21 protein-coding genes are annotated in these 21,667 nt (G+C 66.2%); 10 read left to right on the top strand and 11 right to left on the bottom strand.

Features of this window, described 5'->3' with window-relative positions; translation table 11 throughout:
• Positions 1-272: 272 nt before the first annotated feature.
• Together PVZ80_RS09735 and PVZ80_RS09740 are read right to left on the bottom strand one after the other, a co-directional pair.
• Positions 273-467: a hypothetical protein gene (locus PVZ80_RS09735; RefSeq protein ID WP_028682730.1), complete on the bottom strand. Its 195-nt coding sequence runs from the start codon at positions 465-467 to the stop codon at positions 273-275.
• The gene (locus tag PVZ80_RS09740) at positions 464-1,147 is read right to left on the bottom strand and encodes a Crp/Fnr family transcriptional regulator (RefSeq protein ID WP_009049464.1); all 684 of its coding nucleotides are present in this window, start codon (positions 1,145-1,147) and stop codon (positions 464-466) included. The genes PVZ80_RS09735 and PVZ80_RS09740 overlap by 4 nt, the downstream gene beginning before the upstream one ends.
• Before the next feature lie 597 nt (positions 1,148-1,744).
• Here PVZ80_RS09740 and PVZ80_RS09745 point away from each other — a divergent pair.
• Positions 1,745-2,935, top strand: a complete 1,191-nt coding sequence (locus PVZ80_RS09745; protein WP_273863770.1) for an NnrS family protein — start codon at positions 1,745-1,747, stop codon at positions 2,933-2,935.
• Positions 2,936-2,963: 28 nt separating this feature from the next.
• Positions 2,964-3,404 carry a CopD family copper resistance protein gene (locus tag PVZ80_RS09750; protein ID WP_273863771.1) on the top strand — a complete coding sequence of 147 codons (441 nt, stop codon included), beginning with the start codon at positions 2,964-2,966 and terminating at the stop codon, positions 3,402-3,404.
• Between the two features lie 41 nt (positions 3,405-3,445).
• Here PVZ80_RS09750 and ytfE read toward each other — a convergent pair whose 3' ends face one another.
• Positions 3,446-4,162 (bottom strand): iron-sulfur cluster repair protein YtfE, encoded by a 717-nt coding sequence (ytfE, locus tag PVZ80_RS09755; RefSeq protein WP_009049461.1) that lies wholly within the window; start codon positions 4,160-4,162, stop codon positions 3,446-3,448.
• A 155-nt stretch (positions 4,163-4,317) separates the two neighbouring features.
• Between ytfE and norR the strand changes: the two genes are divergently transcribed.
• The 3 genes from norR (at position 4,318) to PVZ80_RS09770 (ending at position 8,328) form a co-directional block, all read left to right on the top strand.
• The gene (norR, locus tag PVZ80_RS09760) at positions 4,318-5,844 is read left to right on the top strand and encodes a nitric oxide reductase transcriptional regulator NorR (RefSeq protein WP_009049460.1); all 1,527 of its coding nucleotides are present in this window, start codon (positions 4,318-4,320) and stop codon (positions 5,842-5,844) included.
• Between the two features lie 234 nt (positions 5,845-6,078).
• Complete coding sequence (locus PVZ80_RS09765) at positions 6,079-6,270, top strand: hypothetical protein (RefSeq protein WP_273863772.1); 192 nt, start codon at positions 6,079-6,081, stop codon at positions 6,268-6,270.
• Positions 6,271-6,432: 162 nt separating this feature from the next.
• Positions 6,433-8,328, top strand: coding sequence for a hypothetical protein (locus PVZ80_RS09770; protein WP_273863773.1), 1,896 nt, complete (start codon positions 6,433-6,435; stop codon positions 8,326-8,328).
• 166 nt (positions 8,329-8,494) lie between these two features.
• Here the strand turns inward: PVZ80_RS09770 and soxR are convergent, their stop codons facing one another.
• On the bottom strand, positions 8,495-8,980 hold the full coding sequence (gene soxR, locus PVZ80_RS09775; protein WP_009049439.1) for a redox-sensitive transcriptional activator SoxR: 486 nt from the start codon (positions 8,978-8,980) through the stop codon (positions 8,495-8,497).
• A gap of 95 nt (positions 8,981-9,075) precedes the next feature.
• Here soxR and PVZ80_RS09780 point away from each other — a divergent pair, with 95 nt between their 5' ends.
• The 3 genes from PVZ80_RS09780 (at position 9,076) to PVZ80_RS09790 (ending at position 13,764) form a co-directional block, all read left to right on the top strand.
• On the top strand, positions 9,076-10,272 hold the full coding sequence (locus PVZ80_RS09780) for an efflux RND transporter periplasmic adaptor subunit (protein WP_096374565.1): 1,197 nt from the start codon (positions 9,076-9,078) through the stop codon (positions 10,270-10,272).
• 12 nt (positions 10,273-10,284) lie between these two features.
• Positions 10,285-13,428, top strand: a complete 3,144-nt coding sequence (locus PVZ80_RS09785) for an efflux RND transporter permease subunit (protein WP_009049437.1) — start codon at positions 10,285-10,287, stop codon at positions 13,426-13,428.
• Positions 13,429-13,548: 120 nt separating this feature from the next.
• Positions 13,549-13,764, top strand: a complete 216-nt coding sequence (locus PVZ80_RS09790; protein WP_273863774.1) for a DUF3079 domain-containing protein — start codon at positions 13,549-13,551, stop codon at positions 13,762-13,764.
• Positions 13,765-13,910: 146 nt separating this feature from the next.
• Here the strand turns inward: PVZ80_RS09790 and PVZ80_RS09795 are convergent, their stop codons facing one another.
• The 6 genes from PVZ80_RS09795 to PVZ80_RS09820 form a co-directional block, all read right to left on the bottom strand.
• On the bottom strand, positions 13,911-14,744 hold the full coding sequence (locus tag PVZ80_RS09795; protein WP_273863775.1) for an enoyl-CoA hydratase/isomerase family protein: 834 nt from the start codon (positions 14,742-14,744) through the stop codon (positions 13,911-13,913).
• A 124-nt stretch (positions 14,745-14,868) separates the two neighbouring features.
• Entirely contained in the window at positions 14,869-16,152 is a 1,284-nt protein-coding gene (locus tag PVZ80_RS09800; protein WP_273863776.1) for a cation:proton antiporter, read from the bottom strand.
• Positions 16,153-16,164: 12 nt separating this feature from the next.
• Positions 16,165-16,608 carry an acyl-CoA thioesterase gene (locus PVZ80_RS09805; RefSeq protein WP_016703260.1) on the bottom strand — a complete coding sequence of 148 codons (444 nt, stop codon included), beginning with the start codon at positions 16,606-16,608 and terminating at the stop codon, positions 16,165-16,167.
• Positions 16,598-17,386, bottom strand: coding sequence for a glutathione S-transferase family protein (locus PVZ80_RS09810; RefSeq protein ID WP_273863777.1), 789 nt, complete (start codon positions 17,384-17,386; stop codon positions 16,598-16,600). The genes PVZ80_RS09805 and PVZ80_RS09810 overlap by 11 nt, the downstream gene beginning before the upstream one ends.
• A complete protein-coding gene (locus tag PVZ80_RS09815) occupies positions 17,383-18,327 on the bottom strand; it encodes a DMT family transporter (RefSeq protein ID WP_273863778.1) in 945 nt (314 codons plus the stop codon). Before PVZ80_RS09815 ends, PVZ80_RS09810 begins: the two co-directional genes overlap by 4 nt.
• 29 nt (positions 18,328-18,356) lie before the next feature.
• A complete protein-coding gene (locus tag PVZ80_RS09820; RefSeq protein ID WP_009049430.1) occupies positions 18,357-19,385 on the bottom strand; it encodes a class 1 isoprenoid biosynthesis enzyme in 1,029 nt (342 codons plus the stop codon).
• 276 nt (positions 19,386-19,661) lie between these two features.
• On the opposite strand from PVZ80_RS09820, the gene PVZ80_RS09825 reads away from it, so the two are divergent.
• Positions 19,662-20,222, top strand: coding sequence for a TetR/AcrR family transcriptional regulator (locus PVZ80_RS09825; RefSeq protein WP_223815595.1), 561 nt, complete (start codon positions 19,662-19,664; stop codon positions 20,220-20,222).
• 19 nt (positions 20,223-20,241) lie between these two features.
• Here the strand turns inward: PVZ80_RS09825 and PVZ80_RS09830 are convergent, their stop codons facing one another.
• Positions 20,242-21,165 carry a LysR family transcriptional regulator gene (locus tag PVZ80_RS09830; RefSeq protein WP_041990214.1) on the bottom strand — a complete coding sequence of 308 codons (924 nt, stop codon included), beginning with the start codon at positions 21,163-21,165 and terminating at the stop codon, positions 20,242-20,244.
• A gap of 94 nt (positions 21,166-21,259) precedes the next feature.
• Here PVZ80_RS09830 and PVZ80_RS09835 point away from each other — a divergent pair, with 94 nt between their 5' ends.
• The gene (locus PVZ80_RS09835; RefSeq protein ID WP_009049427.1) at positions 21,260-21,655 is read left to right on the top strand and encodes a GlcG/HbpS family heme-binding protein; all 396 of its coding nucleotides are present in this window, start codon (positions 21,260-21,262) and stop codon (positions 21,653-21,655) included.
• The last annotated feature ends 12 nt before the right edge of the window (positions 21,656-21,667 follow it).

A 21,667-nucleotide genomic window follows, 5' to 3' on the forward strand; every position in this document is an offset into this window, starting at 1 on the left:
CCGCTGCCGAGCCTGCGAGGCTGCGATCGGCTGCGTAGCGGCCGCAAAACGGGCAACTCGGCAGCGGCTACAGGACCGCGCACGACTCCAGACCTGTAGCCGCTGTCGAGCGTTAGCGAGGCTGCGATCGGCTGCGTAGCGGCCGCAAAACGGGCAACTCGGCAGCGGCTACAAGACCGCGCACGACTCCAGACCTGTAGCCGCTGTCGAGCGCAGCGAGGCTGCGATCGGCTGCGTAGCGGCCGCAACGGTGTTTCAGGCAAAAGCGTCCGCTAGGAGCGCGGCAGCCAGAAGAACATCGCCACGCAGAACAGCGTCAGACCGATGCAGAACCCGGTAAAGCGCCGCAACCGGCGTTGTTCGGCGTGCGCCGCGGTGGCCGGCAACGGCATGCCGCAATGACGGCAGGCGCTTTGCCGAGGCGGGTTGGACTGTTGGCAATACAGGCAGACCGGCCCGGCGCTCATTCGAATTGCTCCAGGCGCGGGCGGTCGAGAATCACGATCTGGCGGCCGTCCTGGCTGATGATCTTTTCATCGATCAGGCGGCGGATGATCCGCGAGAAGGTCTCCGGCTGGATCGCCAGGTGGCCGGCGATCAGCTGCTTGGCCATCGGCAGTTCGAACTGGCGCTCCACCGGTTGCAGCTGCATCAACTGCGTCAGCAGATACCGCACCACCCTGTGGGTGGCGTTCTTCAGCGACAGGGTTTCGATCTCGTTGACCCGCTGGTGCAGGCGCACGCAGAGCTTGCCGAGCAGGGCGAAGGTCAGGCGGCTGTTGCTTTGCAGCAGCCGCAGGTAGGTGTCGTTGGACAGCCGATAGAGCTGGGTCGGGCCGATGGCTTCGGCCGAGGCCACATAGTCCGGCGTGTCCATCAGCATCATGGCCTCGGCGAAGGTCTGGCGCGGGCCGATGACCTCGAACACTTTCTCCTGACCGTCCGGCGTCAGGCGGTAGATCTTCACCGCGCCGGCGATCACGAAATAGAAGGCCTCGGCCGGCTCGCCCTGGCGAAACAGCGGGTCACCCTTGTCGAGGCTGAGCAACTGGCTGGCCGCCATCAGCTCGTCCAGCTGTTCCTCGTTGAGGGGCTCGAACAGGTGATGGCTGCGCAGGATCTGGTGATGCACGCGATGAAGCACCATGAATATTCATCCTTAATGGTTTGGAGGGGAGGGCGGCTGCCAGGCAAGAGCTGCCGGAGCAGGGCTGTCAGACAAGGCCGAGGGCGACACGGCTGGCGAGGGCGAGGATCGCGCCGAGGACGACAAACCACGTCAGTGGCTGAAGGGTTTTTTTCAGGAAGGCTCCGGCGGTGTTCATGGTGGCTCCGGTAATTCGGGAGGGATGGGTGTGGCCTGTGTTCAGCAAGACCCGGGCCAGGCGCCAGGGTCCCTGTATGCGGGGGATCTGCGATTGCGTGGTCAAAAAGACCTGGCGATTTCGGGTGTAAATGACTAGCGAATGGTCAATTTGACCCTTTCGCTGGAAGGCGAACCCCAACGCCGCCCTGGCCGAACCCCCGGCCCGCCGGCTTGTGGCCGCTCCAGATTGCGATCGGGCACCGGGGCACGGCCCTTGCACTGCCAGAAAGGATGGCGGGCACAACAGCCCGCCGCATCCCGGGCAAGCTTGATTTGCGACAACGGCAAGGGCGCGCCAATGGCCGATGATGGCCGGGGATTTCATTCGCCGCGTGTCGACCGTCGCCGGGTCGGCCGCTGGGTAAAGGAGTGGGCTTGATGCAAGTACTTGACCGTCGTGCAGCGCTGGCGATCGTGCCGCTGTTACGCCTGGCCTTCTGGCCGTTCTTTCTCGCCGGTTGTGTCCTGGCGCTGCTGGTGGTGCCGCTGTGGCTGACGGCCCTGCAGGGTGCCCTGGGCGACTGGCAACCGGCGGGGGGCTGGCTGGGCTGGCACCGCCACGAACTGCTGTTCGGTTTCGGCCTGGCGATCATCGCCGGCTTCCTGCTGACCGCAGCGCAGACCTGGACCGGCCAGCCGGGCCTCTGCGGCAAGCCGCTGGCGGCCCTGGCCCTGCTCTGGCTGGCCGCGCGCCTGGCCTGGCTGGGCAGCGCGCCCTGGCCGCTGCTGGCCGTGCTGGAGCTGGGGTTTCCCCTGGCGCTGGCATGGTTGATGGGGCGCATGCTGTGGAAGGTGCGCCAGCAACGTAATTACCCGATTGTCCTGGTGCTGCTGTTGCTCGCCGCGGCCGATGGCCTGTCGGTGGCCGGCCTGCTGCAAGGTCACGAAGGCTGGCAGCGCCAGGGCGTGCTGAGCGGCCTGTGGCTGGTGGCGGCGATGATGAGCCTGATCGGCGGGCGGGTGATTCCGTTTTTCACCCAGCGCGGCCTCGGTCGGGTCGCGGCCGTGACGCCCTGGCCGTGGCTCGATTATCTGCTGCTGGCGGGCTCGGCCTTGGTGGCGCTGCTGTATGCCGCCGGGCCGGCGCTGGTGGCCAATACCTGGGGCGGCGCGCTGTTCCTGCTGCTGGCGGCCGGGCACCTGCTGCGGCTGTGGCGCTGGCAGGACCGCGGGCTGTGGCGGGTGCCGCTGCTGTGGTCGCTGCACCTGGCCTACGCCTGGCTGGCGCTGGCCTGCCTGGGTATGGCGCTGTGGCATTTCGGCGCGCCGCTCAACCCCAGCCTGGCGCTGCATGGCCTGACCATCGGCGCCATGGCCGGGCTGATCCTGGCGATGATCGCCCGGGTCAGCCTGGGCCACACCGGGCGGCCGTTGGAGCCGCCGGCGGGCATGACCCTGGCGTTCATCCTGCTCAACCTGGCCTGCCTCAGCCGGGTGCTGCTGGTGCTCTGGCTGCCGGTGGCGGCGTTGTGGCTGGCGGGCCTGTGCTGGGCCCTGGCCTTTGCCCTGTACGTCTGGCGCTACGGGCCGATGCTGCTGCGGGCGCGGGTCGACGGGCATCCGGGCTGAGCCTGAACGCAGAGCAAGGAGAAGGGCAATGATCTACCCCTGGTTACTGGTCACGCATTTGCTGGCGGCCATCGCTTTTATCGGCACGTTGTTCTTCGAGGTGTGCATCTGGCATACGGCGCGCCGGCAACTGGCGAGCGACGCCCAAGTGGCGGCGGACCAGGCCATCGCGGTGCGTTCGCGCAAGGTCCTGCATGGCGTGGTGCTGCTGTTGTACGGCGCCGGTATCGGCCTGGCCTGGCAGCATCGCGGCGCCTTGAGCCAGCCCCTGGGCAGCAGTTTCGCCAGCCTGTTGAGCCTGAAGATTGTCCTGGCCCTGAGCATCATCGGCCATTACCTGTTGCTGGCGTACTGGCTCAAGACCGCGCGGCTGAGCGCCGGCCGCGCCTGCTGGATCCGCCGCAGCGTGCTGGGGCACATGCTGCTGATCGTGGTCCTGGCCAAGGCGATGTTCTATTGGCTCGGCTGAATGAACGTGCCAGCCACAGGGCTGGCACGGGAGGGCGGGGCTCAAGCGTTCAGGGCATTGACGAACAGCACGTTGTTTTCCAGGTGGATGTGCTGCATCAGGTCGTCGCGAAATTCGCTCAGCCCGCGGTACAGCGCGCGCCAGGTGTTGCAGGCGTCGGCGGGCGGGGTGATGTGGTCGGTCAGCACCAGCAGCTTCTCCAGGGCCTCGCCATGTTGCTCGTGTTCCAGGCGCAGCACATGGATCGGCGGCGCCGCCCGGCGGCCCAGGCCTTGTTGCAGCATCGGGAACAGCACCTGTTCTTCCTTGAGCATGTGGCCTTCGAGCTCCTGCTGCATGTCCCGCAGGTGATCGGCCAGGCCGTTGGGGCAGCTGCTGCGGGCGCCATGCACCTGCTCCACGCGGCAGGCCAGGCGGATCAGTTCCGGCAGCTGTTCGCGGTGGCGGGCGTGGTAGCGGGTGAGGATATGGGCGATCAGCGCCTCGCTCGGTTCATCGCGCCAGTCCTGCTGCCGGGCGGCGCTGTCTTGCAGCAGGTGCAGGGCCTCGGCGATCTGCACCGGGTCGAGGCCTTTGCCGAGGGCGGCGTCGCGCAGGGTTTTCTGCCCGCCGCAGCAGAAGTCCAGGTTGAACTCATGAAACACCCGGCTGGCGCCGGGGATGTCGCAGGCCAGTTGGCCGAGGCTTTGCTCCAGGAGGTTGTGCTTCGAAGCGTCTGGTTGGGAAGGAGCGGGTCGTTCCAGCAGTGTCGGGTTCATCAGGTTTTCCTTGTTGGAGTGGCAACGGTTCCCCTGGGCCGTTGCAGCCGCCATGCCAGCTGTAACTTTTTGAAAATAATGGATTAATTTTTTGTCGTGGTGCGGATGACCCCGAAACCACGGGGTTAAAACCACCAGAAAGGGTGATGACTACCATGTTGCGTGAAAGTCTGGCGGCCGACCTGATTGTCGAGTTGCCCAATGCCGTGCGGTTGCAGCGTCTGGTGCAGACCCTGCGGGAATACTTCAAGGCCGGGGCCGTGGGCCTGCTGCGCCTGGACGACGACAGCCTGCGGCCGCTGGCCACCGTCGGCCTGGTGCACGAAGCCCTCGGCCGACGTTTCGTGATCGCCCAGCACCCGCGCCTGGCGGCGATCATGGCGTCCCGCGAGCCGACCTGGTTCGAGCCCGACAGCCGCCTGCCGGACCCCTATGACGGGCTGCTCGACCACCCGGACAACGGGCCGCTGGCGGTGCACGACTGCATGGGCGTGAGCCTGTATGTGGAAGGGCGGGTCTGGGGCGCGATCACCCTCGACGCGCTGCGCCCCGGCACCTTCGACCGCCAGGCCCGCGACGAGCTCAAGCGTTGCAGCCTGCAGATCGAGGCGGCGCTGCGGGTCACCCGCCTGGAGCAGGAGAACCGCAGCCTGCGCCTGTCCCGCAGCGAGCCGCAGGATGCGCGCGGGCCGGTCGAGGAGGGCGAGATCCTCGGGCAGAGCGAGGTCCTGCACCAGTTGCTCAACGAGCTGGATGTGCTCGCCGATTCCGAGTTGCCGGTGTTGCTGCTGGGCGAGACCGGGGTTGGCAAGGAGCTGTTCGCCCGCCGCCTGCATCGCCTGTCGCGGCGTGCCCACAAGCCGCTGGTGCAGGTCAACTGCGCGGCGCTGCCGGAGTCCCTGGCCGAGAGTGAGCTGTTCGGCCACGTCAAGGGCGCCTTCTCCGGTGCCACCAGCGACCGTGCCGGGCGCTTCGACGCGGCCAACGGCGGCACGCTGTTTCTCGACGAGGTCGGCGAGCTGCCGTTGAGCGTGCAGGCCAAGTTGCTGCGCACCCTGCAGAACGGCGAGATCCAGCGCCTGGGGGCGGACAAGCCGCTGCATGTGGACGTGCGCATCATCGCCGCGACCAACCGCCACCTGCCGGACAGCATCCGCGACGGGCTGTTTCGCGCCGACCTGTACCACCGGCTTTCGGTGTACCCGGTGCCGATCCCGCCGCTGCGCGAACGCGGCCCGGATGTGCTGGTGCTGGCCGGGCATTTCCTCGAGCTCAACCGCAGCCGTCTCGGCCTGCGTGGCCTGCGCCTGTCGCCGGCGGCCGAACGGGCGCTGCTGGCTTACCCCTGGCCGGGCAATGTGCGGGAGCTGGAACACGTGATCAGCCGCGCCGCGCTCAAGCAGCTCAGCCGTGGCGGCAGTCGCAGCCAGATCCTGACCCTGGAGCCGGACGTGCTCGATCTCGACAGCTCGGTGAAGGGCGCGGAGCCGCTCGAACCGTCGCCGCTGGCGGCCGACGACGGGCCGTTCCAGCCCCTGAGCGAAGCCGTCGACGATTATCAGCGGCAGAAGATCCACCAGGCCCTGAGCCGCTGCCGCAACAACTGGGCCCGCGCCGCCCGCTTGCTGGAAGTCGACCCGAGCAACCTGCACAAACTGGCCCGGCGCCTGCGGCTCAAATAGCAGGCCGGCCGATGTTCGATTGCCTCTGTAGGCGCGGTCAACGATGACGCGCATGGGTGCCAAGGCGCTGAAGGCGCAAGGCGGTTTACCCGATTGCGGTGGACTGATACGCCAGATACTGGACAATGCCGATCGCAAGATGGTGGCCAGCTACATTCCCCACTGCCGGGCTTCCTTACGTCGCTGGCAAGAGGCGCTGAAGAAGAAAAGCGCCTCGAGGCCAAGGTCTACGGCTTGATCGCCAACCAGCCCGAGGTACTGGCAATGAGTCTGGAGCGCTGGTTGGCGCACCCCTTCAATCGCGTGCCTGAACAATTCGCGATGGCACCGCCGGATGCCGATAGCAACGATCGTGCGATTGCCGCCTTGGTGGGCGACCACGTCCTGGGTGCCGCGTTCGATCTGGACGTCGATGCTATTCGCTAGCGCCAATCCAAGTGGTTCGGCGGCTAACCCCAACTTTGCTGTTCGAGTCGTTGCCGGGAGCAGGAGTCAAAGGGTGCCAACTGTCCCTTTATCAGGATGAGCGAAATGCTCAAAAAAACTCTCTGGCTGTGTTTCGGAGAAGTTGAATGGAGAAGTTGAATAATGAGTTTCAAATGTATGGCGCCTGTCCCGGAACCTGATATGAAGTGCGGAAAACGAAATCGATATGCCGCTCTTTTGGCCGCAGTCCTGTTGTCACTATGCACCCCCGCCTGGGCTGCGGAACCGAAGCAGGAACTCTCCTACATACTATTGCTGAAGGCGCAGCGCCTGGATCGCGAGGAATCTCTGGCGGCGGCCACGGTCGCGGCGCGGGTGGCTATGGAGGCGGGCCGCAGGGAGGGCGTCAACGGCATCAAGGCGAGGCTGGACGGGGGCACCTTGCTGGTCAACCTGTTGTTCAAGCAGGGGAAGTACGCCGAGGCCCGGGCCGCTGCCGAAGAGCAGGTGGCGTATGAAGACGCGGCGGAAGCGCTTTCCAACGGGAGGCGATTTCGCAACTACCACAGCGCGAAGCTGCTGGGCGTGGCCATCGAGGCAAGCATGCGTGCAGGTGAAAGGGCGGAGGTCACCCGTCTGCAGGAAAAGCTCTTTGCCGTCGGCAGGCCCTATTCCGGCTTATGGCGCCTGGCGCCAGACGAGCCGCGTTTGCGTTACGAGCTCGCCGGTTTATCGCTGCCGCTGATGGTGGGGCAGTGGAAGTTAACGGAGTTCGAACCGGCCGATAAGCGGGACTTCAGCGCTCGCGTGCGCTACACCCAGGCGCTGGTGAACGGCCCTCTAAGCGCCGAGATTTCTTTGTATTACGACGAAACACAGCGCGGACGGGATGCTACCCAGCGCCAGGAGTCGCTCAAGCGCTATCAGGGGACACCCGCTGAGCAAGCGCGTGCGTCGGCCATGCCCGATCTACCCTTCGACGGCCTGACGTCAGTCAAAGGGAGAGCGCAATGGGAGGACTCGGGCGAGCAAGGTGTCAGGGGCATTTGGGTGGCATTGCGGGGGGATTGGCGCCTGCACGTTGTCGTTGACTTCAGTGTGCAGGACGAGGCCCAGGCCATGGAGCAACTGGGCAAGTTTTTCGCAACACTGCAATGGCAGGGCGAGCATCCGTTGTTCCGTGAGCGCACCATGGCTGAACAGGAGCGGGCAATCGATTTGCTCTGGGCGACGCCGGGTGGCTGGTCCAAGGCCGGCGAGCTGGCGGAACAGGCGCTGCCTGATGCGTTTTTTGCATTGGAAATCGCCCGCCTGAATACCTTTGTCGGCGTGTCACAGTACCGCCGCGGCGCCTTGGAGGACGCTCGCCGTTCGCTGGAACAGGCCCTGCCCGCCTGGCAGTACAACGGTGGCGATCCCGACGGCGGGATCTATCAGACTGCGCTGGACTATGCCGCGGATATTGCCTACCGCCAAGGCCGGAACCGCGAGGCCATCGCCTTGAACAGGACTTTCCTCGATTGGCAGGAGAGCGATGCGCTGTGGGGGTGGGGGATAGCTGAAGGCGGGAATGCCCTGATCAACAGAGCGACGGGCATGCAATTACCCATGCGTGTGGGCACCTATCGCTTGAGCTATGGCAGCGCCAATCGTTTCTACTACGAGAATGTGCAGACAGGGGTGCAACTGGGCCTGAGCGCGGGACTGGATGCCTCATCTGACGACGAACTCGAGTCGATGCTGCGCGCCTTCATGGCAGGACAGCTGCAGCTGCAAGCGGGCAACGTGCGCAAGACGACGTTTTTGCCCAAGTCGGTCAAGCGCGAGGCAGCGCCGGCAGTCGGTCGTAAATGGGTGTTCGACGTAACGAAGGGGGTAAGGGACGAAGGTGTTGCCGATGTCGACCCCATCACCGGCGCCCAGCGGGCAACGCCGATAGCGATGGCGTTCTGGATCGTGGATCGCAAAGGCCAGCGGTCATTGCTGCGGGCACCCGTCATGAGCGGGGGGCAAACCGAGACCGAGGCCAATCAGGTTGCGCAGGCGTTGTCCTGGTAAAGCTGGACGAGGTGCTGACCACGCTTGCTCCAGGTGGATGCACCTCTGAGCACTGATTGCATCCAGTAGCCCTGGAGCCAAGCGCATCTGACAGTGGGGGTCATGCCTCTGACTGGCGTGCTGGCCTGAGAGAACCCGGCATCGGGCCAGAAGGTCGCAGTCCGGATCAATCCGCCTCCTGCCCAGCGGCGATAACAATCTTCTGGTCCCCCAGCCAGCGCCGGGCGCCGCAGCCGTTGCGCGAGTAGATGTCCTCGGGGTTGTTGAGCCCGCAGTGTTCCAGCGACATGCAGCCGCAGCCTATGCATTCCTCCAGGTTCATGTTCAGCCGTTCCAGTTCGGCGATGCGTTGCTGTACCCGGGTTTTCCAGGTGGCGGTCAGGCGCCGCCAGTCCGCGCCCGCTGGCGCGGTGTTGATGGGCAGGCCGGTCAGTTGCTGGATGATTTCGTCGAGGGAGAAACCGATGCGCTGGGCGAACACGATGTAGGCGATGCGCCTGAGGACCGAACGCGGGTAGCGGCGGTGGCCGCTGCCGACGCGGAGCGAGTGGAGCAGCCCGCGGGACTCGTAGAAACGCAGCGCCGAGGCCATGACGCCGCTGCGTCGGGCGACTTCGGTGATGGTCAGCAACGGCTCGCTTGATTTGTTCATGGGTCCTCCGAAGGGGCTTTACTTAAAGTTAGCTTTAACTTTTATATTCCGCCTGCCTATAAATCAACAGTGCAGTGACAGCGGAGTCCACTTTCATGAATCGAATTCGCCGGGTGCTCGGTCGAAGCAGTTCTTCAACCCATCGACTCGGAGCGCTGTGCCTCCTGTTGGCGCTGGGCGGTTGTAACGAGAAGACCGAGCCGGTCGCCGCCGCGGCGCCGGTGGTCGAGGTGACGACCGTGAGCGTGCAGGCGGTGCGTGAGTGGGACCTGTTCAATGGCCGCATCAGCGCGATCGATGCCGTCGACCTGCGGCCGCGGGTCAGCGGTTATGTCGACCGGGTGGCGTTCCGCGAGGGCGACGAGGTGGAAAAGGGCCAGACCCTGTTCGTCATCGACCCGCGCCCGTACCGCGAGGCGCTGGCCAGTGCCCAGGCCCGGCTGGCCCGGGCTCGAGCCACGGTGCGCCTGGCCACCGAGCAGGACCGCCGCGGCCAGGCGCTGGTCAAGCAGTCGGCGCTGTCGCGGGAGGAGGGCGACATTCGCAGCGCCTCCCTGGCCCAGGGCGTGGCGGATGTGAACGCGGCCGTCGCCGAGGTGGCCACGGCCCAGCTCAACCTCGACTTCACCCAGGTCCGCGCGCCGTTTTCCGGGCGCGTCGGGCGGGCCATGCTGACCCTCGGCAACCTGGCCCAGGCCGACCAGAGCATATTGACCAGCATCGTTTCCCAGGACCCGATGTACGTCTATTTCGACGCCGACGAGCAGAGCCTGCTGCGCTACACCGAGCTGCTGGGCAAGGGCCAGCGCCCGGGGGTGAGTAATACCGTGCGGGTGGGCCTGGCCAACGATGTCGGGACCTTCCCCCTGACCGGCACCGTGGACTTCCTGGATAACCAGGTCGACCCGGCCACCGGCACCATCCGCGTGCGCGCGGTGCTGCCCAACCCCGAGCGCCGGCTGACCGCGGGCCTGTTCGCCCGGGTGCGCCTTGAAGGCGGCAGCGAGACCCGCGCCGTGCTGATCGACGACCGTGCGGTGCAAACCGACCAGGACCGCAAATACGTGTACGTCATCGGCCCGCAAAACCAGGCCCTGCGCAAGGACGTGACCCTCGGCCGGCAGCTGGATGGCCTGCGGGTGATCAGCGCCGGGCTGGCGGCCGGCGACCGGGTGGTGCTGAACGGGGCGCAGAAGATCTTCTACCCGGGCATGGCGGTGGAGCCCAAGGAAATCGCCGCGCCGACGCAGCAGGCCTCGACCGCCGCGCCCCAGACGCCAGTGGCGAAATAAGGGAGAGCGGCCATGGATTTTTCCAAATTCTTCATTGACCGACCGATCTTCGCCATCGTCCTGTCGATCATCATTTTCGCCCTTGGCCTGATCGCCATCCCGGTGCTGCCGTCGGGGGAATACCCCGAGGTGGTGCCGACCAGCGTGGTGGTGCGCGCCACCTACCCGGGGGCGAACCCCAAGGAGATCGCCGAGTCGGTCGCCGTGCCCCTGGAAGAGGCGATCAACGGCGTCGAAGGGATCATGTACATGAAGTCGGTCGCCGGCTCCAACGGCAGCCTGGCGGTGAGCATCACCTTCGTCCCCGGTGTCGATCCGGACACCGCCGCGGTGCGCGTGCAGAACCGCGTGAGCCAGGCGCTGTCGCGGCTGCCGGAGGAGGTGCGGCAGTATGGCGTGACCACCCAGAAACAATCGCCGACGCCGCTGATGTACGTCAGCCTGCTGTCCCCGGACAACAGCTACGACTCGCTGTACCTGCGCAACTACCTGACCCTGCACGTCAAGGACGAGCTGTCGCGGCTGTCCGGGATCGGCGATGTCGGGGTCTACGGTTCCGGCGACTACGCGATGCGCATCTGGATGGACCCCAACAGCCTGTCTGCCCGCGGCCTCACCGCGGCCGATGTGGTGAACGCGATCCGCGAGCAGAACGTGCAGGTCTCGGCCGGCCAGCTGGGGGCCGAGCCTTCGCCGCAAGGCGCCGATTTCCTGGTGTCGATCAGCGTGCGCGGGCGTTTGCGCAGCGAGCAGGAGTTTGCCGATATCGTCCTCAAGAGCGGGGCGGACGGGCAGTTGGTGAAGCTGTCGGACGTGGCCCGGGTCGAGCTCGGCGCGGGCGACTACACCCTGCGCGCGCGCCTGGATGACCGTAACCAGGCGACGGTGGGGATTTTCCTCTCGCCGGGGGCCAACGCCTTGCAGGTCGCCGAGGCGGTCTACGGCAAGCTCGACGAGTTGTCCCAGCGTTTCCCCGAAGGCGTGGCCTACAAGGCGGTGTGGGACCCGACGGTGTTCGTCCGCGAATCCATCAGCGCGGTGCAGCACACCCTGATGGAGGCGGTGGTGCTGGTGGTGCTGGTGGTGATCCTGTTCCTGCAGACCTGGCGCGCCTCGATCATCCCGCTGATCGCGGTGCCGGTGTCGGTGATCGGCACCTTTGCCTGGCTGTATTTGCTGGGGTATTCGATCAACACCCTGACCCTGTTCGGCCTGGTGCTGGCCATCGGCATCGTGGTCGACGACGCGATTGTGGTGGTGGAAAACGTCGAGCGTTTCATCGAGAAGGGCTACGACCCGCGGGAGGCCGCGCACCGGGCGATGAAGGAGGTGTCCGGGCCGATCATTGCCATCGCCCTGGTGCTCTGTGCGGTGTTCATTCCCATGGCCTTTCTCTCCGGCGTCACCGGCCAGTTCTACAAGCAGTTCGCGGTGACCATCGCGATTTCCACGGTGATCTCGGCGATCAACTCCCTGACCCTGTCGCCGGCCCTGGCGGCCAAGCTGTTCAGGCCCCACGGCGCGCCCCAGGACTGGCTGGAGCGGGGTATCCAGAAGGTGTTCGGGGGCTTTTTCCGCGCCTTCAACCGGATGTTCAAACGCCGCTCCGACGGTTATCACGGCCTGGTGTCCTACTCCCTGGGGCGGCGCGGCTCGGTGTTCTTCCTCTACGCCTTGCTGCTGGTCGGCACGGCCTGGTTGTTCAACCTGGTGCCGGGCGGCTTTATCCCGACCCAGGACAAGCTCTACCTGTTCGCCGGCGCCAAGCTGCCGGAAGGCGCGTCCCTGGCCCGCACCGATGCGGTGACCAGCGAGCTGATCGAGACGGCACTCTCGGTGGAGGGCGTGGATACCGTGCCGGCCTTCAGCGGCCTGAATGCCTTGCAATCGGTCAACACGCCGAATGTCATGGCCGCCTACGTGATCCTCAAACCGTTCGACCAGCGTCAGCGCGGCGCGGTGGAGATCAGTGCCGAACTCAACGCCAAGCTGTCCCAGGTCCACGAAGGGTTTGCCTATGCGCTGTTGCCGCCGCCGATCCAGGGGCTGGGCAACGGTTCGGGCTATTCGCTGTACCTCGAAGACCGCGCCGGCCTCGGCTACGGCGCCTTGCAGAATGCCTTGAGCGCCTTCCAGGCCGCGGTGGCGCAGACCCCGGGCATGACTTACCCGGTCAGCTCCTACCAGGCCAACATCCCGCAGCTGGAGGTGCAGGTGGACCGGGTCAAGGTCAAGGCGCAAGGGGTGTCGTTGAGCGATGTGTTCAATACCTTGCAGACCTACCTGGGCTCGGTCTACGTCAATGACTTCAACCTGTTCGGCCGGGTCTACCGGGTCATGGCCCAGGCCGACAGTTCCTACCGGCAGACCGCCGAGGACATCGCCAACCTGCGGGTGCGCAACGACCGGGGCGAGATGGTGCCGCTCGGCGCGATGATCACCGTGACGCCCAGCTACGGCCCCGATCCGGTGGTGCGCTACAACGGCTACCCGGCCGCCGACCTGATCGGCGACTCCGATCCCAAGCAGCTGTCGTCGGGCCAGGTGATCGCCAAGCTGGAAGAAATCGCCGCCCGGGTATTGCCCCGCGGCATCACCCTGGAATGGACCGACCTGAGCTACCAGCAGGTCACCCAAAGCCATGCCGCGGCGGTGGTGTTCCCGCTGGCGGTGATGCTGGTGTTCCTGGTCCTCGCGGCCCTGTACGAGAGCTGGACCCTGCCCCTGGCGGTGATCCTGATCGTGCCGGTGTGCATGCTCGCGGCCTTGTCGGGGGTGTGGCTCAGCGGTGGCGACAACAACGTCTTCGTCCAGGTGGGGCTGGTGGTGCTGATGGGCCTGGCCTGCAAGAACGCGATCCTGATCGTCGAGTTCGCCCGGGAGCTGGAGCTCCAGGGCAAGGGCATCATCGAGGCGGCGCTGGAGGCTTGCCGCTTGCGCCTGCGGCCGATCGTCATGACCTCGGTGGCGTTTATCGCCGGCTCCGTGCCGTTGCTGATCGGCAGCGGCGCGGGCAGCGAGATCCGCCGCGCCACTGGCGTCGCAGTGTTCTCCGGCATGCTCGGGGTGACCCTGTTCGGCCTGTTCCTGACCCCGGTGTTCTACGTCGCCTTGCGCAAGCTGGCGGTGCGCTACGCGCCGGCGGTCACGGCGTAACAGGCAGCCCGGGGTGCCGAGGCGGGCGCCCCGGGCCTGTCATTCTTGACCCCGATCAAGGGCATTTCCCCGCGGGCGTCGTAGCCTGGGAGCCACTCCCACCCGTATCCGGGGAACGCCATGGCCAAGAATTTTCCCATCAGCCCCAAGCACCCCGAACGCATCTGCTGGGGTTGCGACCGCTACTGCGCGGCCAATGCCCTGGCCTGCGGCAATGGCTCGGACCGCACCATGCACCCCGCCGAGATGCTCGGCGACGACTGGTACCTGCACGGCGACTGGGGCATCGAGCCGCCGATCGCGTCGGACAAGGCGCTGGACGAGGGGCGGTCCTGAGCCGGGAGCGCGGTTTTTCCCAGAATCCCTGGTCAAGGGATTGCCCCTACAGCGTCACAGCGCTGTTCTTGGTTGAACCTGTGAAGCCGTATTGGTTTGCGCTGTTTGAAGCCGGTGCGTGAACTACAGCGGTAACGCCGTAGCCCTCAATCCCTGGTCAACCCCGGTGTCTGGGGCGGCACGTCGCCGCGCAGGTCCGGGTGGTCGCGTTCGCGAAAGCGGCGCAGTCCTTCCTGGGTTTCCGGTTGATGGATGGAGCGGTTGAAGCACTCGGCTTCGATGCGCAGGCCCTCGGCCAGGGGCTGGCCGTAGCCGCGGATGACCGCTTCCTTGTCCGAGCGCATGGCGGGCTGGGGCAGGGTGCAGAGCAGGTGCGCCAGTTCCAGCGCACGTTCCAGCGAGCGGCCCTTGGCGACGACCTCGTTGACCAGGCCGATAGCCAGCGCCTCATTGGCGGAAATGACCTTGCCGGTGAGGATCAACTCCAGCGCCCGGCCCATGCCGACGATGCGTGGCAGGCGCTGGGTGCCGCCATCGCCCAGGCCGATGTTCCAGCGACGGCAGGTCACGCCGAAGGTGGCGTGTTCCTCGGCGATGCGCATATCGGCGAAGCAGGCCCACTCCAGGCCGCCGGCGTAGGCCACGCCGTTCACCGCGGCGATCACCGGTTTGTAGATATCCGTCCAGCGGCTCGGGCCGATGATCCCGGGGCGCTCGCCGCGGTTGTGCGCGGCGATCTCGTCCGCGGTGGTGGGCACCAGATCGAGCGCCGCCTTGAGGTCGCCGCCGGCACAGAAGGCCTGGTCGCCAGCGCCGGTGATGATGGCCACGAGGGCGTGCGGATCGTCGCGAAAACGGCTCCAGGCCTCGATCAGTTCCAGGTGGGTGGTGGGGCCGATGCAATTGCGTTTCTGCAGCCGGTTGAAGCGGATGATCCTGATCGGTCCCTGGGTTTCGTAGTCGATTTCGGTGAAGACCATGGCCGCCGCACCTCCTGTGGTTGGCGAGGAATATCCGGTACCCGGCCAGGCTTTCGGGCGCGGGCAAGGCACAACCTGCGAGTGTAGCTCCCGGGTTTTTCCGGCCTTCCCGGTCGCTCGATGGTTACCGATCGGAAGTCTGCAGCGCGCCTTTCGCCAGGGCGGATGGAAGGACCTCGGTCCTGGCCAGGCGCCGGAGCAGCGGGGTGGTCATCAGGGTGGTGGCGATGGCCACCATCAGCAACAGGAAGAACGCGCTCTGGGAGATCAGCCCCATGTCCAGGCCCACGGAGAGCACGATGATCTCGATCAGGCCACGGGTGTTCATCAACACCGCGACGCTGCGCGAGACCTCCACGGACAGGCCGGCCAGGCGTCCGGCGAGGTAGCAGCCGGCGGTTTTGCCCAGCACCGCGGCGGCGAAGAAGGCCAGCAGCCACAGCCAGCTGTCGAGCGGTGCCAGGGCGCCGAGGTCCATCTTCAGTCCGGTGGCGGCGAAGTAGAAGGGCACCAGCCCGATGTTGACGAAGCCTTCCATATGGCGGTGCCAGTGCTGGCGCTGCTCGCGCAGCAGCCAGCCGGCGATCAGCCCGCCCAGGGCGCTGTGCAGGCCGATCAGGGTGGTGATCCAGCCGAACAGCAGGGCTGTCGCCAGCATCAGCGCCATGCTCATGTCGGCGGCGGGGGCCGCGCCGCGGGTCGCGAGCAGCCGTGTCAGGGCGTGCAGCAGCGGGCGCAGGCCCCAGCGGGCGAGGACCAGGAACAGGGTGATGAAGGTCAGTTGGCGCAACACTCCGAACAGCGAGCTGTCGCTACTGGACAGGGCGACGATGAGGGTCAGCAGCACCCAGCCAATGATGTCGGTGATGGCGGCGGCCGCGATGCCCACCGTCCCGGCCAGCGAGTGCTCCAGCCCCAGGTCGCTGATGATTCGCACCAGCACCGGCAGGGCGGTGATCGACAGCGCGATGCCACAGAACAGCACGTAGCCGAGCCGGGGCTGGGCGGGCGCCAGGGCGCCGTGGGAGAGCAGCCCGACCATGGCCCCGAGGGCGAAGGCCAGGATCACCCCGCCGGCGGCCACCGAGAGGGCGCTGAAACCGATCTTCTGGTTGCTCAAGTGACTGTTGTCGAAACGCAGGCCGATCTGGAACATCAGCAGGACCAGGCCGATATTGCCCAGGGTCTCGATGCCCAGGCGGATGGCCGCCGGAAAGACCGCCGCATGCCACTGCGCACCGAGGGCCAGCAGCAGGCAGGGGCCGAGCAGGATGCCCACGCAGATTTCGCCGATCACCCGCGACTGCCCCCAGCGGGCCAGCAGCGCGCCACACAGCTGGCTGGCGACGATGATCACCGCCAGCTGGAAAAACGGCAGGGCCGAGAACAGTTGCTGTAGCGTCGACATGGCGTCCTCCGCCTATTTCACCGCGAACGAGTCCGCGGTCGTGGTCAGGGCGCTCAAGCGGCGCCGTGCCTCTTCGCCAAAGGGTTTCGAGCGCCGGCTCTGGGCATCGATCTGCACGATCACGGTGGTGGCCAGGGCCGCGCAGCGTCCGTCCTGGAACAGCGCCTGCTCCAGGGTCATCGAGCTTTTACCGAGGGTGGCGACCCGGGTGCCGATCTGCACCGTGCCGGGCCAGCGCAGTTCGGCGCGCAGGTCGAGCTCCAGGCGCGCGATGACAAATTCGCTGCCGGGTTCGGCGAGCGGCGCATGCGGGTCGTAGATGATCTCCACCCGCCCGGTTTCCAGGAAGGTGGCAAACACCGCGTTGTTCACATGGCCCTGGCGGTCGGTGTCGGCATAGCGGATCTTGTCCGAGGAACGGACGGCGAAGTCGTGCAGGGCGGGATCATTGGACATGGCGTGCTCCAGTCTCGAGAGGGGTGGCCAGGGTCGCGGCGCGCGCCAGCCCGCCAAAGGCGTCCAGCAGGCGTTCGCGCCAGGCATGCAGGGCGTCGTTGGGCGCCAGCAGTTCTTCGCCACTGGTGCAGCGCGCCCACATGAACATGCCGAACACACAATAGTCGGCATAGGCCGGGGCCTCGCCGGCCAGGAAGGGTTGGCCCTTGAGGGTCTGGCGAAGCGGGGTCAGGACCTGGCGCAACTGCTCCAGGTGCCTGGCTTGCGGGGCTACCAGCTGTTCCAGCGAGGTGCCGAAATGCGCTTCCCGGGAGCTGCGGAAATACTCCCGGTCCTCGTCGGCCAGTTGTTCGTAGACATCCAGCAGGATCACCCGGGCCACGGCGGGCAGCAGCATGCTGTCGGCCCAACGGTTGACGAAGCCCGCCAGCGCGATGGCGTCGCGACCGCCGAACAGGGACGGGCGCTCGGGGTAACGCTGCTCCAGGTGCAGGGCGATGCGCCAGGAGTCGCTGATGTTCTGGTCGCCGTCCACCAGCACCGGGACCGCGCCCTGCCGGGAAAAGGCGATGCGCGCCTTGTCGCTGAAGCGCCAGGCGATGCGCTGGCTTTCCAGGCCTTTGTGGGCCAGGGCCATGCGGGTTTTCCAGCAGTGCGGGCTGAAGCGCAGCTCCGGGTCGGCGCCGGCCAGTTCGTAGAGGGTCAGGGATGCGCTGCTCATGCTTGGTTTTCCTTTGCTATGGACAGTGGTTGCGCTCTGCTCATGCAGGTCGTTCATGGCGTGGGGCCTGGTGGCCTGGGTGTCGGCTGGCCGATGGCGCCCGGCAGCGGGCGCGGGCGTTGCGGCAGCAGGGTCAGGAGCATGCCGGCGGTCACCACCAGCAAGCCGGCGACGGCAGTACTGTCCGCGCGCTCGCCGAGCAACAGGGCGGCCAGCACCATGGCCGTGCCCGGCACCAGCGCGGCGAAGGTGGAACCGAGCGAAGCGCCGAGCAGCTGGACCGAGCGGCTGTAGAAGAACAACGCCACCGTCGACACCAGCAGGCCCTGGTAGACCACCTGGATGCCGATATCCCAGAGCGGCGCCTGGAGGATCCGCAGCCCGCGGCTGGCCAGGTAGGCCGGCAGGTACAGGGCCATCGAGCACACCGAGACGATTGCCGTGGCGTGCAGCGCGTCGCTGCCGGACCATTTCGACACCAGGGTGTAGATCGCCCACAGCAGGCCGCCGAGCAGGAACATCAGGTAGGCGTAGGGCGAGGCCTGCGCCCCGGCGAAACTGTGCCAGCCGGCCAGCAGCACGCCGCCGATGATCAGCGCGGTGCCGGCGTTCGCCCGGGCGCCGAGGCGGGTGCCGAACAGCCGTGCGCTGATCAGGATCGACAACAGGATCATGCTGCCGGGGGTCACCACCGCGAACAGTTCCACCGGGGCCAGGGCCAGCCCCTGGGCCACCACCAGCATGTACGGCGCGCCGATGCCGACGACCATCAGGCCGATGCTTGTCCAGCTCAGGCCCCGGCGGCCATGGCGGAGCAGGTACGGCAGCAGGATCAGCCCGGAAACGCCGTAGCGGATGCAGGTGATGTCGTAGGCATCCAGCGGCGTGCGGGTCAGCCCCAGCCGGGTGACCACCGGGAACGCGCCCCAGATCAAGGCCGCGGCGAGGCCGCACAGAATGCCGGCCCAACGCTGTTCGGGACTGACGGTGAGCGTCATGAGCGGGTCCTCGCTGCGGCGCCTGGGGGCTAGCGGTGGCCGATCTTCACCGAGCCGGCGTTGCCGCGCTTGCGCAGGTAGGCGTACTCGAGGTCGTTGAGCAGCATCTGCGCCCGGTTGATGTGGCGCGAGGCGTAGTTGAGGCTGGTGAGGAAGTGCGCCAGCTCCTCGGTCTCGGCGAAGCTGCCGTTGTCATGGGCGACCTTGGAGAGATCCAGGTTGCGGCGGTTCTCCAGCTTGTCCAGGTAGTCGATGTCGATCACCCGGAACGCCGCGCCGATGCTCAGGCCGCGGGCATTGAGCACCTTGTGCCATTCGAAGGGCGGGTTGATCAGCACGTCGCCCGGCTCGACATAGACGGTGTCGGCCTCGTAGTCGCCGCCCGGCGCTTCGCGGCCGCTGCTGGTTTCGAACATCAGGTCGTAGTCGCGGAACTGGTCGCCCAGCTGCGGTGGGCGGGTGCTCCACTTCTTGGTGCCGGCGATCATCACGAAGATGTTGAGGGTGGGGAAAATGTGCCAGTCGCTGCCCACCGCGCCGCGGGCCGGCTCGCCGTATTCCTGGGTGCTGTAGCCGAGGAACATGTGGCCGGTGACTTTCCAGGCGTCGATGCTGAACCAGGGTTTGCTGAAGACGTGCTGCTTGACCAGGTTGAAGGCGTCCTTGCCCCACTCGTAGGGGTCGTTGTAGCTCGAGGAAATCGTGCCCAGGTGCGAGTAGACGTCGAGGTTATGGGTGAAGATGTCGTCGAGGAATTCCTGCCCGGTGCCGACGCGGCCGGTGACGTAGTTGTAGTCCGAGGCGCCGTTCTCGTCGCGCATCGACACCGGCTGGTCGCCGGACTTGACCCGCCATTGCAGGTTTTTCCCCGAGCCGACCTGATCGAAGAACGCCCGTTGCGCGAACTCCTCGCCGATGGGTGCGAGTTTGCGTAGCAGGGCGGGTTTGGTGAAGCCCTCGGTGAAGCGCTCGACCTTGTCGCGGGTGAGCTCGCCCTTGTGCTCGGCGGGCTCGATGACATTGATGTAGCCATACTGGATACGACTGTTCGAAACCATTTCGTAGACTCCTTTTTCCTGACGTAAAAAGAGAAAACCGCTCGCGCCCACGCCCGCTGTTAGCGGGCGTGACTGCGCAGGTGAAGCCGACTTCCTTGCGTGGCGCGCAGCGGAAGTCGTGGACCAGTACATCAAGCATGCTTACCGCACAGCATCTATCGGGTATGATTGACAGGTGTGTCAAAGATCGCAGTGTTGGTATCTTTGACAAGGTTGTCAACAATTATGTGAGCAGTGATTTTTATGGCGGGTGTCAGGCAGTTTGACGAAGAAAAGGTGTTGTCGGCGGTCCTTGATGTGTTCTGGCGCAAGGGCTGGCAGTCCACTTCCATGGCCGACCTGGCCGAGGCGGCCGAGGTCCAGCGCGGCTCGCTGTACCACGCCTATGGCGGTAAGGAGGCGTTGTTCCTGCTGGCGTTCGAAGCCTACGCCACGCGCTTTCTGGGCAACGCCGCCAAGGCCCTCGAGGCCGCGGACGCCGAGACCGCGCTGCGGCAGTTTTTCCAGGTGGCGATCAGCAACATGACCAGCGGCACGCCAGCCAAAGGCTGCCTGACCACCAAGACAGCCACCGACGCCGACACCATCGGCCCACGCATCCAGCAACGCTTGCGCGACCTGTTGGACGCCCTGCAACTGACCATCAGCACCGCGTTGTCGGCCGAGCCGATCCAGGGCGACCTGGCCCTGGCGCCGGATGAAGTGGCGCAGGTCATGGTCACCTTCACCCGTGGGCTGGCGGTGATGGAGCGCATCTACCAGGAGCCGGAACGTTTGCGCACGACTGCCGATTCCCTGGTGCGGCTGCTGGTGCCGAGCGTCCGGGCGCGGGCCTAGTCCTTACCTCGGGGCCGTTTTACCGGCTGTCGCGCCCGAGCGACTGCTTCCAGTCCCGCAACACCTCGATCAGGGCGCGCAGCTTGGGTGGGACGTGCCGGCGGTTGGCGTAGTACAGCCACATGGCCGGCAGCGGCTGGCAGGTGCCGGGCAGGACTTCCACCAGCTGGCCGCTGGCGAGGTCGGCGGCGATCCGTTCGCGAATGAACACATGGGCAATACCGACGCCGGCGCGGGCGGCTTCGATCACCGCCTGGGTGTCGGTGCTGATGAAGCGCCCGGGCACATCCAGCTTCACCTCGTGCTGGCCGTCGTGCAGTTGCCATTTGTGCATCTGCCCGCTGCTGGGAAAACGAAAGCGCACACAGGAATGCTGGTGCAGCTCGTTGATGCTGCGCGGCGCCGGGTGGCGCGCCAGGTACCGCGGGCTGGCCACCAGGGCGCATTGCAGCGGCGGGGTGATCTGCACCGCGTGCATGCCCGGGTGCAGGGCGTCGGCCAGGCGGATGCCGGCGTCGAGCTGCTCCTTGACGATGTCCACCAGTTGATCTTCGTAGCGTATTTCCAGGGTGACCCTGGGGTAGCGCTGGAAGAAGTCCTCGAGCAGCGGGGCGACGATCAGGTGCTTGGCCATGTGCAAGGCACTGATGCGCAGATGCCCCGACGGCTCGCCCTGGGTTTCCCCCAACTCGTCCCGGGCCTGCAGCAGGCTGCGGTAGCCGGCTTCGCTGCCTTCGTGAAAACGCTGGCCGCTTTCCGTCAGGCTGACGCCGCGGGTGGTGCGGTGGAACAGCCTGGTCTGCAGTTCGCTTTCCAGCTGGGTGATGGCCAGGCTCACGGCCGCCGGGGTCACGCCCAGCACGGCGGCGGCGCGGGTGAAGTTGCCGGTCTCGACCACCGCCATGAAGAGGTGCAGCCCGGCCAGTGGATCGCGTCGGCTCATTGTTAGGAATACTTAATAGTGTTGTAGGGAGAATGCGGATTCTCTTAAAGCTACGAGCTTCATAGACTCTTTTCAACCGCAAAGGAGTCCTGCCATGCACTGGCCCGTCACCCTCAAACCCGCCCGACAGATGCTCGACAAGGGCATCGCCAAAGCCATGCAGATGCAGCTGTCGGTGTGCATCGCCATCGTCGATTCGGGCAGCAACCTGCTGGCGTTCGTGCGCATGGACGACGCCGTGCCGGGGGCGATCGACCTGGCCCAGCGCAAGGCCCGGACTTCGGCGCTGTTTCGTACCGCCAGCGCCGAACTCGGCGCCTTGTCCGGGCCGGGGCAGTCGTTGTGGTCGATCGAGCAGAGTAATGGCGGCTTGACCAGCTTTGCCGGCGGCCTGCCCATCGTCGATCAGGCGGGGCGCTGCCTGGGCGCCATCGGCGTCTCCGGTGGCACCGCGGTTGAAGACGAAATCATCGCCCGGGCTTGCCTCTGAGCCCTGGCCTGC

It is taken from the genome of Pseudomonas sp. B3G-3, assembly GCF_028640915.1.
Lineage (GTDB): Bacteria > Pseudomonadota > Gammaproteobacteria > Pseudomonadales > Pseudomonadaceae > Aquipseudomonas > Aquipseudomonas chlororaphis_I.

Excerpts from the sequence above, each read along its gene's own strand:
- PVZ80_RS09820 (WP_009049430.1), bottom strand. The coding sequence starts at position 19,385 with ATGGTTTCGAACAGTCGTATCCAGTATGGCTACATCAATGTCATCGAG.
- PVZ80_RS09745 (WP_273863770.1), top strand. The coding sequence starts at position 1,745 with ATGCAAGTACTTGACCGTCGTGCAGCGCTGGCGATCGTGCCGCTGTTA.
- PVZ80_RS09790 (WP_273863774.1), top strand. The coding sequence starts at position 13,549 with ATGGCCAAGAATTTTCCCATCAGCCCCAAGCACCCCGAACGCATCTGC.
- soxR (WP_009049439.1), bottom strand. The coding sequence starts at position 8,980 with ATGAACAAATCAAGCGAGCCGTTGCTGACCATCACCGAAGTCGCCCGA.
- PVZ80_RS09810 (WP_273863777.1), bottom strand. The coding sequence starts at position 17,386 with ATGAACGACCTGCATGAGCAGAGCGCAACCACTGTCCATAGCAAAGGA.
- PVZ80_RS09735 (WP_028682730.1), bottom strand. The coding sequence starts at position 467 with ATGAGCGCCGGGCCGGTCTGCCTGTATTGCCAACAGTCCAACCCGCCT.
- PVZ80_RS09780 (WP_096374565.1), top strand. The coding sequence starts at position 9,076 with ATGAATCGAATTCGCCGGGTGCTCGGTCGAAGCAGTTCTTCAACCCAT.
- PVZ80_RS09800 (WP_273863776.1), bottom strand. The coding sequence starts at position 16,152 with ATGTCGACGCTACAGCAACTGTTCTCGGCCCTGCCGTTTTTCCAGCTG.
- PVZ80_RS09805 (WP_016703260.1), bottom strand. The coding sequence starts at position 16,608 with ATGTCCAATGATCCCGCCCTGCACGACTTCGCCGTCCGTTCCTCGGAC.
- PVZ80_RS09815 (WP_273863778.1), bottom strand. The coding sequence starts at position 18,327 with ATGACGCTCACCGTCAGTCCCGAACAGCGTTGGGCCGGCATTCTGTGC.
- PVZ80_RS09770 (WP_273863773.1), top strand. The coding sequence starts at position 6,433 with ATGAGTTTCAAATGTATGGCGCCTGTCCCGGAACCTGATATGAAGTGC.
- PVZ80_RS09750 (WP_273863771.1), top strand. The coding sequence starts at position 2,964 with ATGATCTACCCCTGGTTACTGGTCACGCATTTGCTGGCGGCCATCGCT.
- PVZ80_RS09785 (WP_009049437.1), top strand. The coding sequence starts at position 10,285 with ATGGATTTTTCCAAATTCTTCATTGACCGACCGATCTTCGCCATCGTC.
- norR (WP_009049460.1), top strand. The coding sequence starts at position 4,318 with ATGTTGCGTGAAAGTCTGGCGGCCGACCTGATTGTCGAGTTGCCCAAT.
- PVZ80_RS09740 (WP_009049464.1), bottom strand. The coding sequence starts at position 1,147 with ATGGTGCTTCATCGCGTGCATCACCAGATCCTGCGCAGCCATCACCTG.
- PVZ80_RS09835 (WP_009049427.1), top strand. The coding sequence starts at position 21,260 with ATGCACTGGCCCGTCACCCTCAAACCCGCCCGACAGATGCTCGACAAG.
- PVZ80_RS09830 (WP_041990214.1), bottom strand. The coding sequence starts at position 21,165 with ATGAGCCGACGCGATCCACTGGCCGGGCTGCACCTCTTCATGGCGGTG.
- ytfE (WP_009049461.1), bottom strand. The coding sequence starts at position 4,162 with ATGAACCCGACACTGCTGGAACGACCCGCTCCTTCCCAACCAGACGCT.
- PVZ80_RS09795 (WP_273863775.1), bottom strand. The coding sequence starts at position 14,744 with ATGGTCTTCACCGAAATCGACTACGAAACCCAGGGACCGATCAGGATC.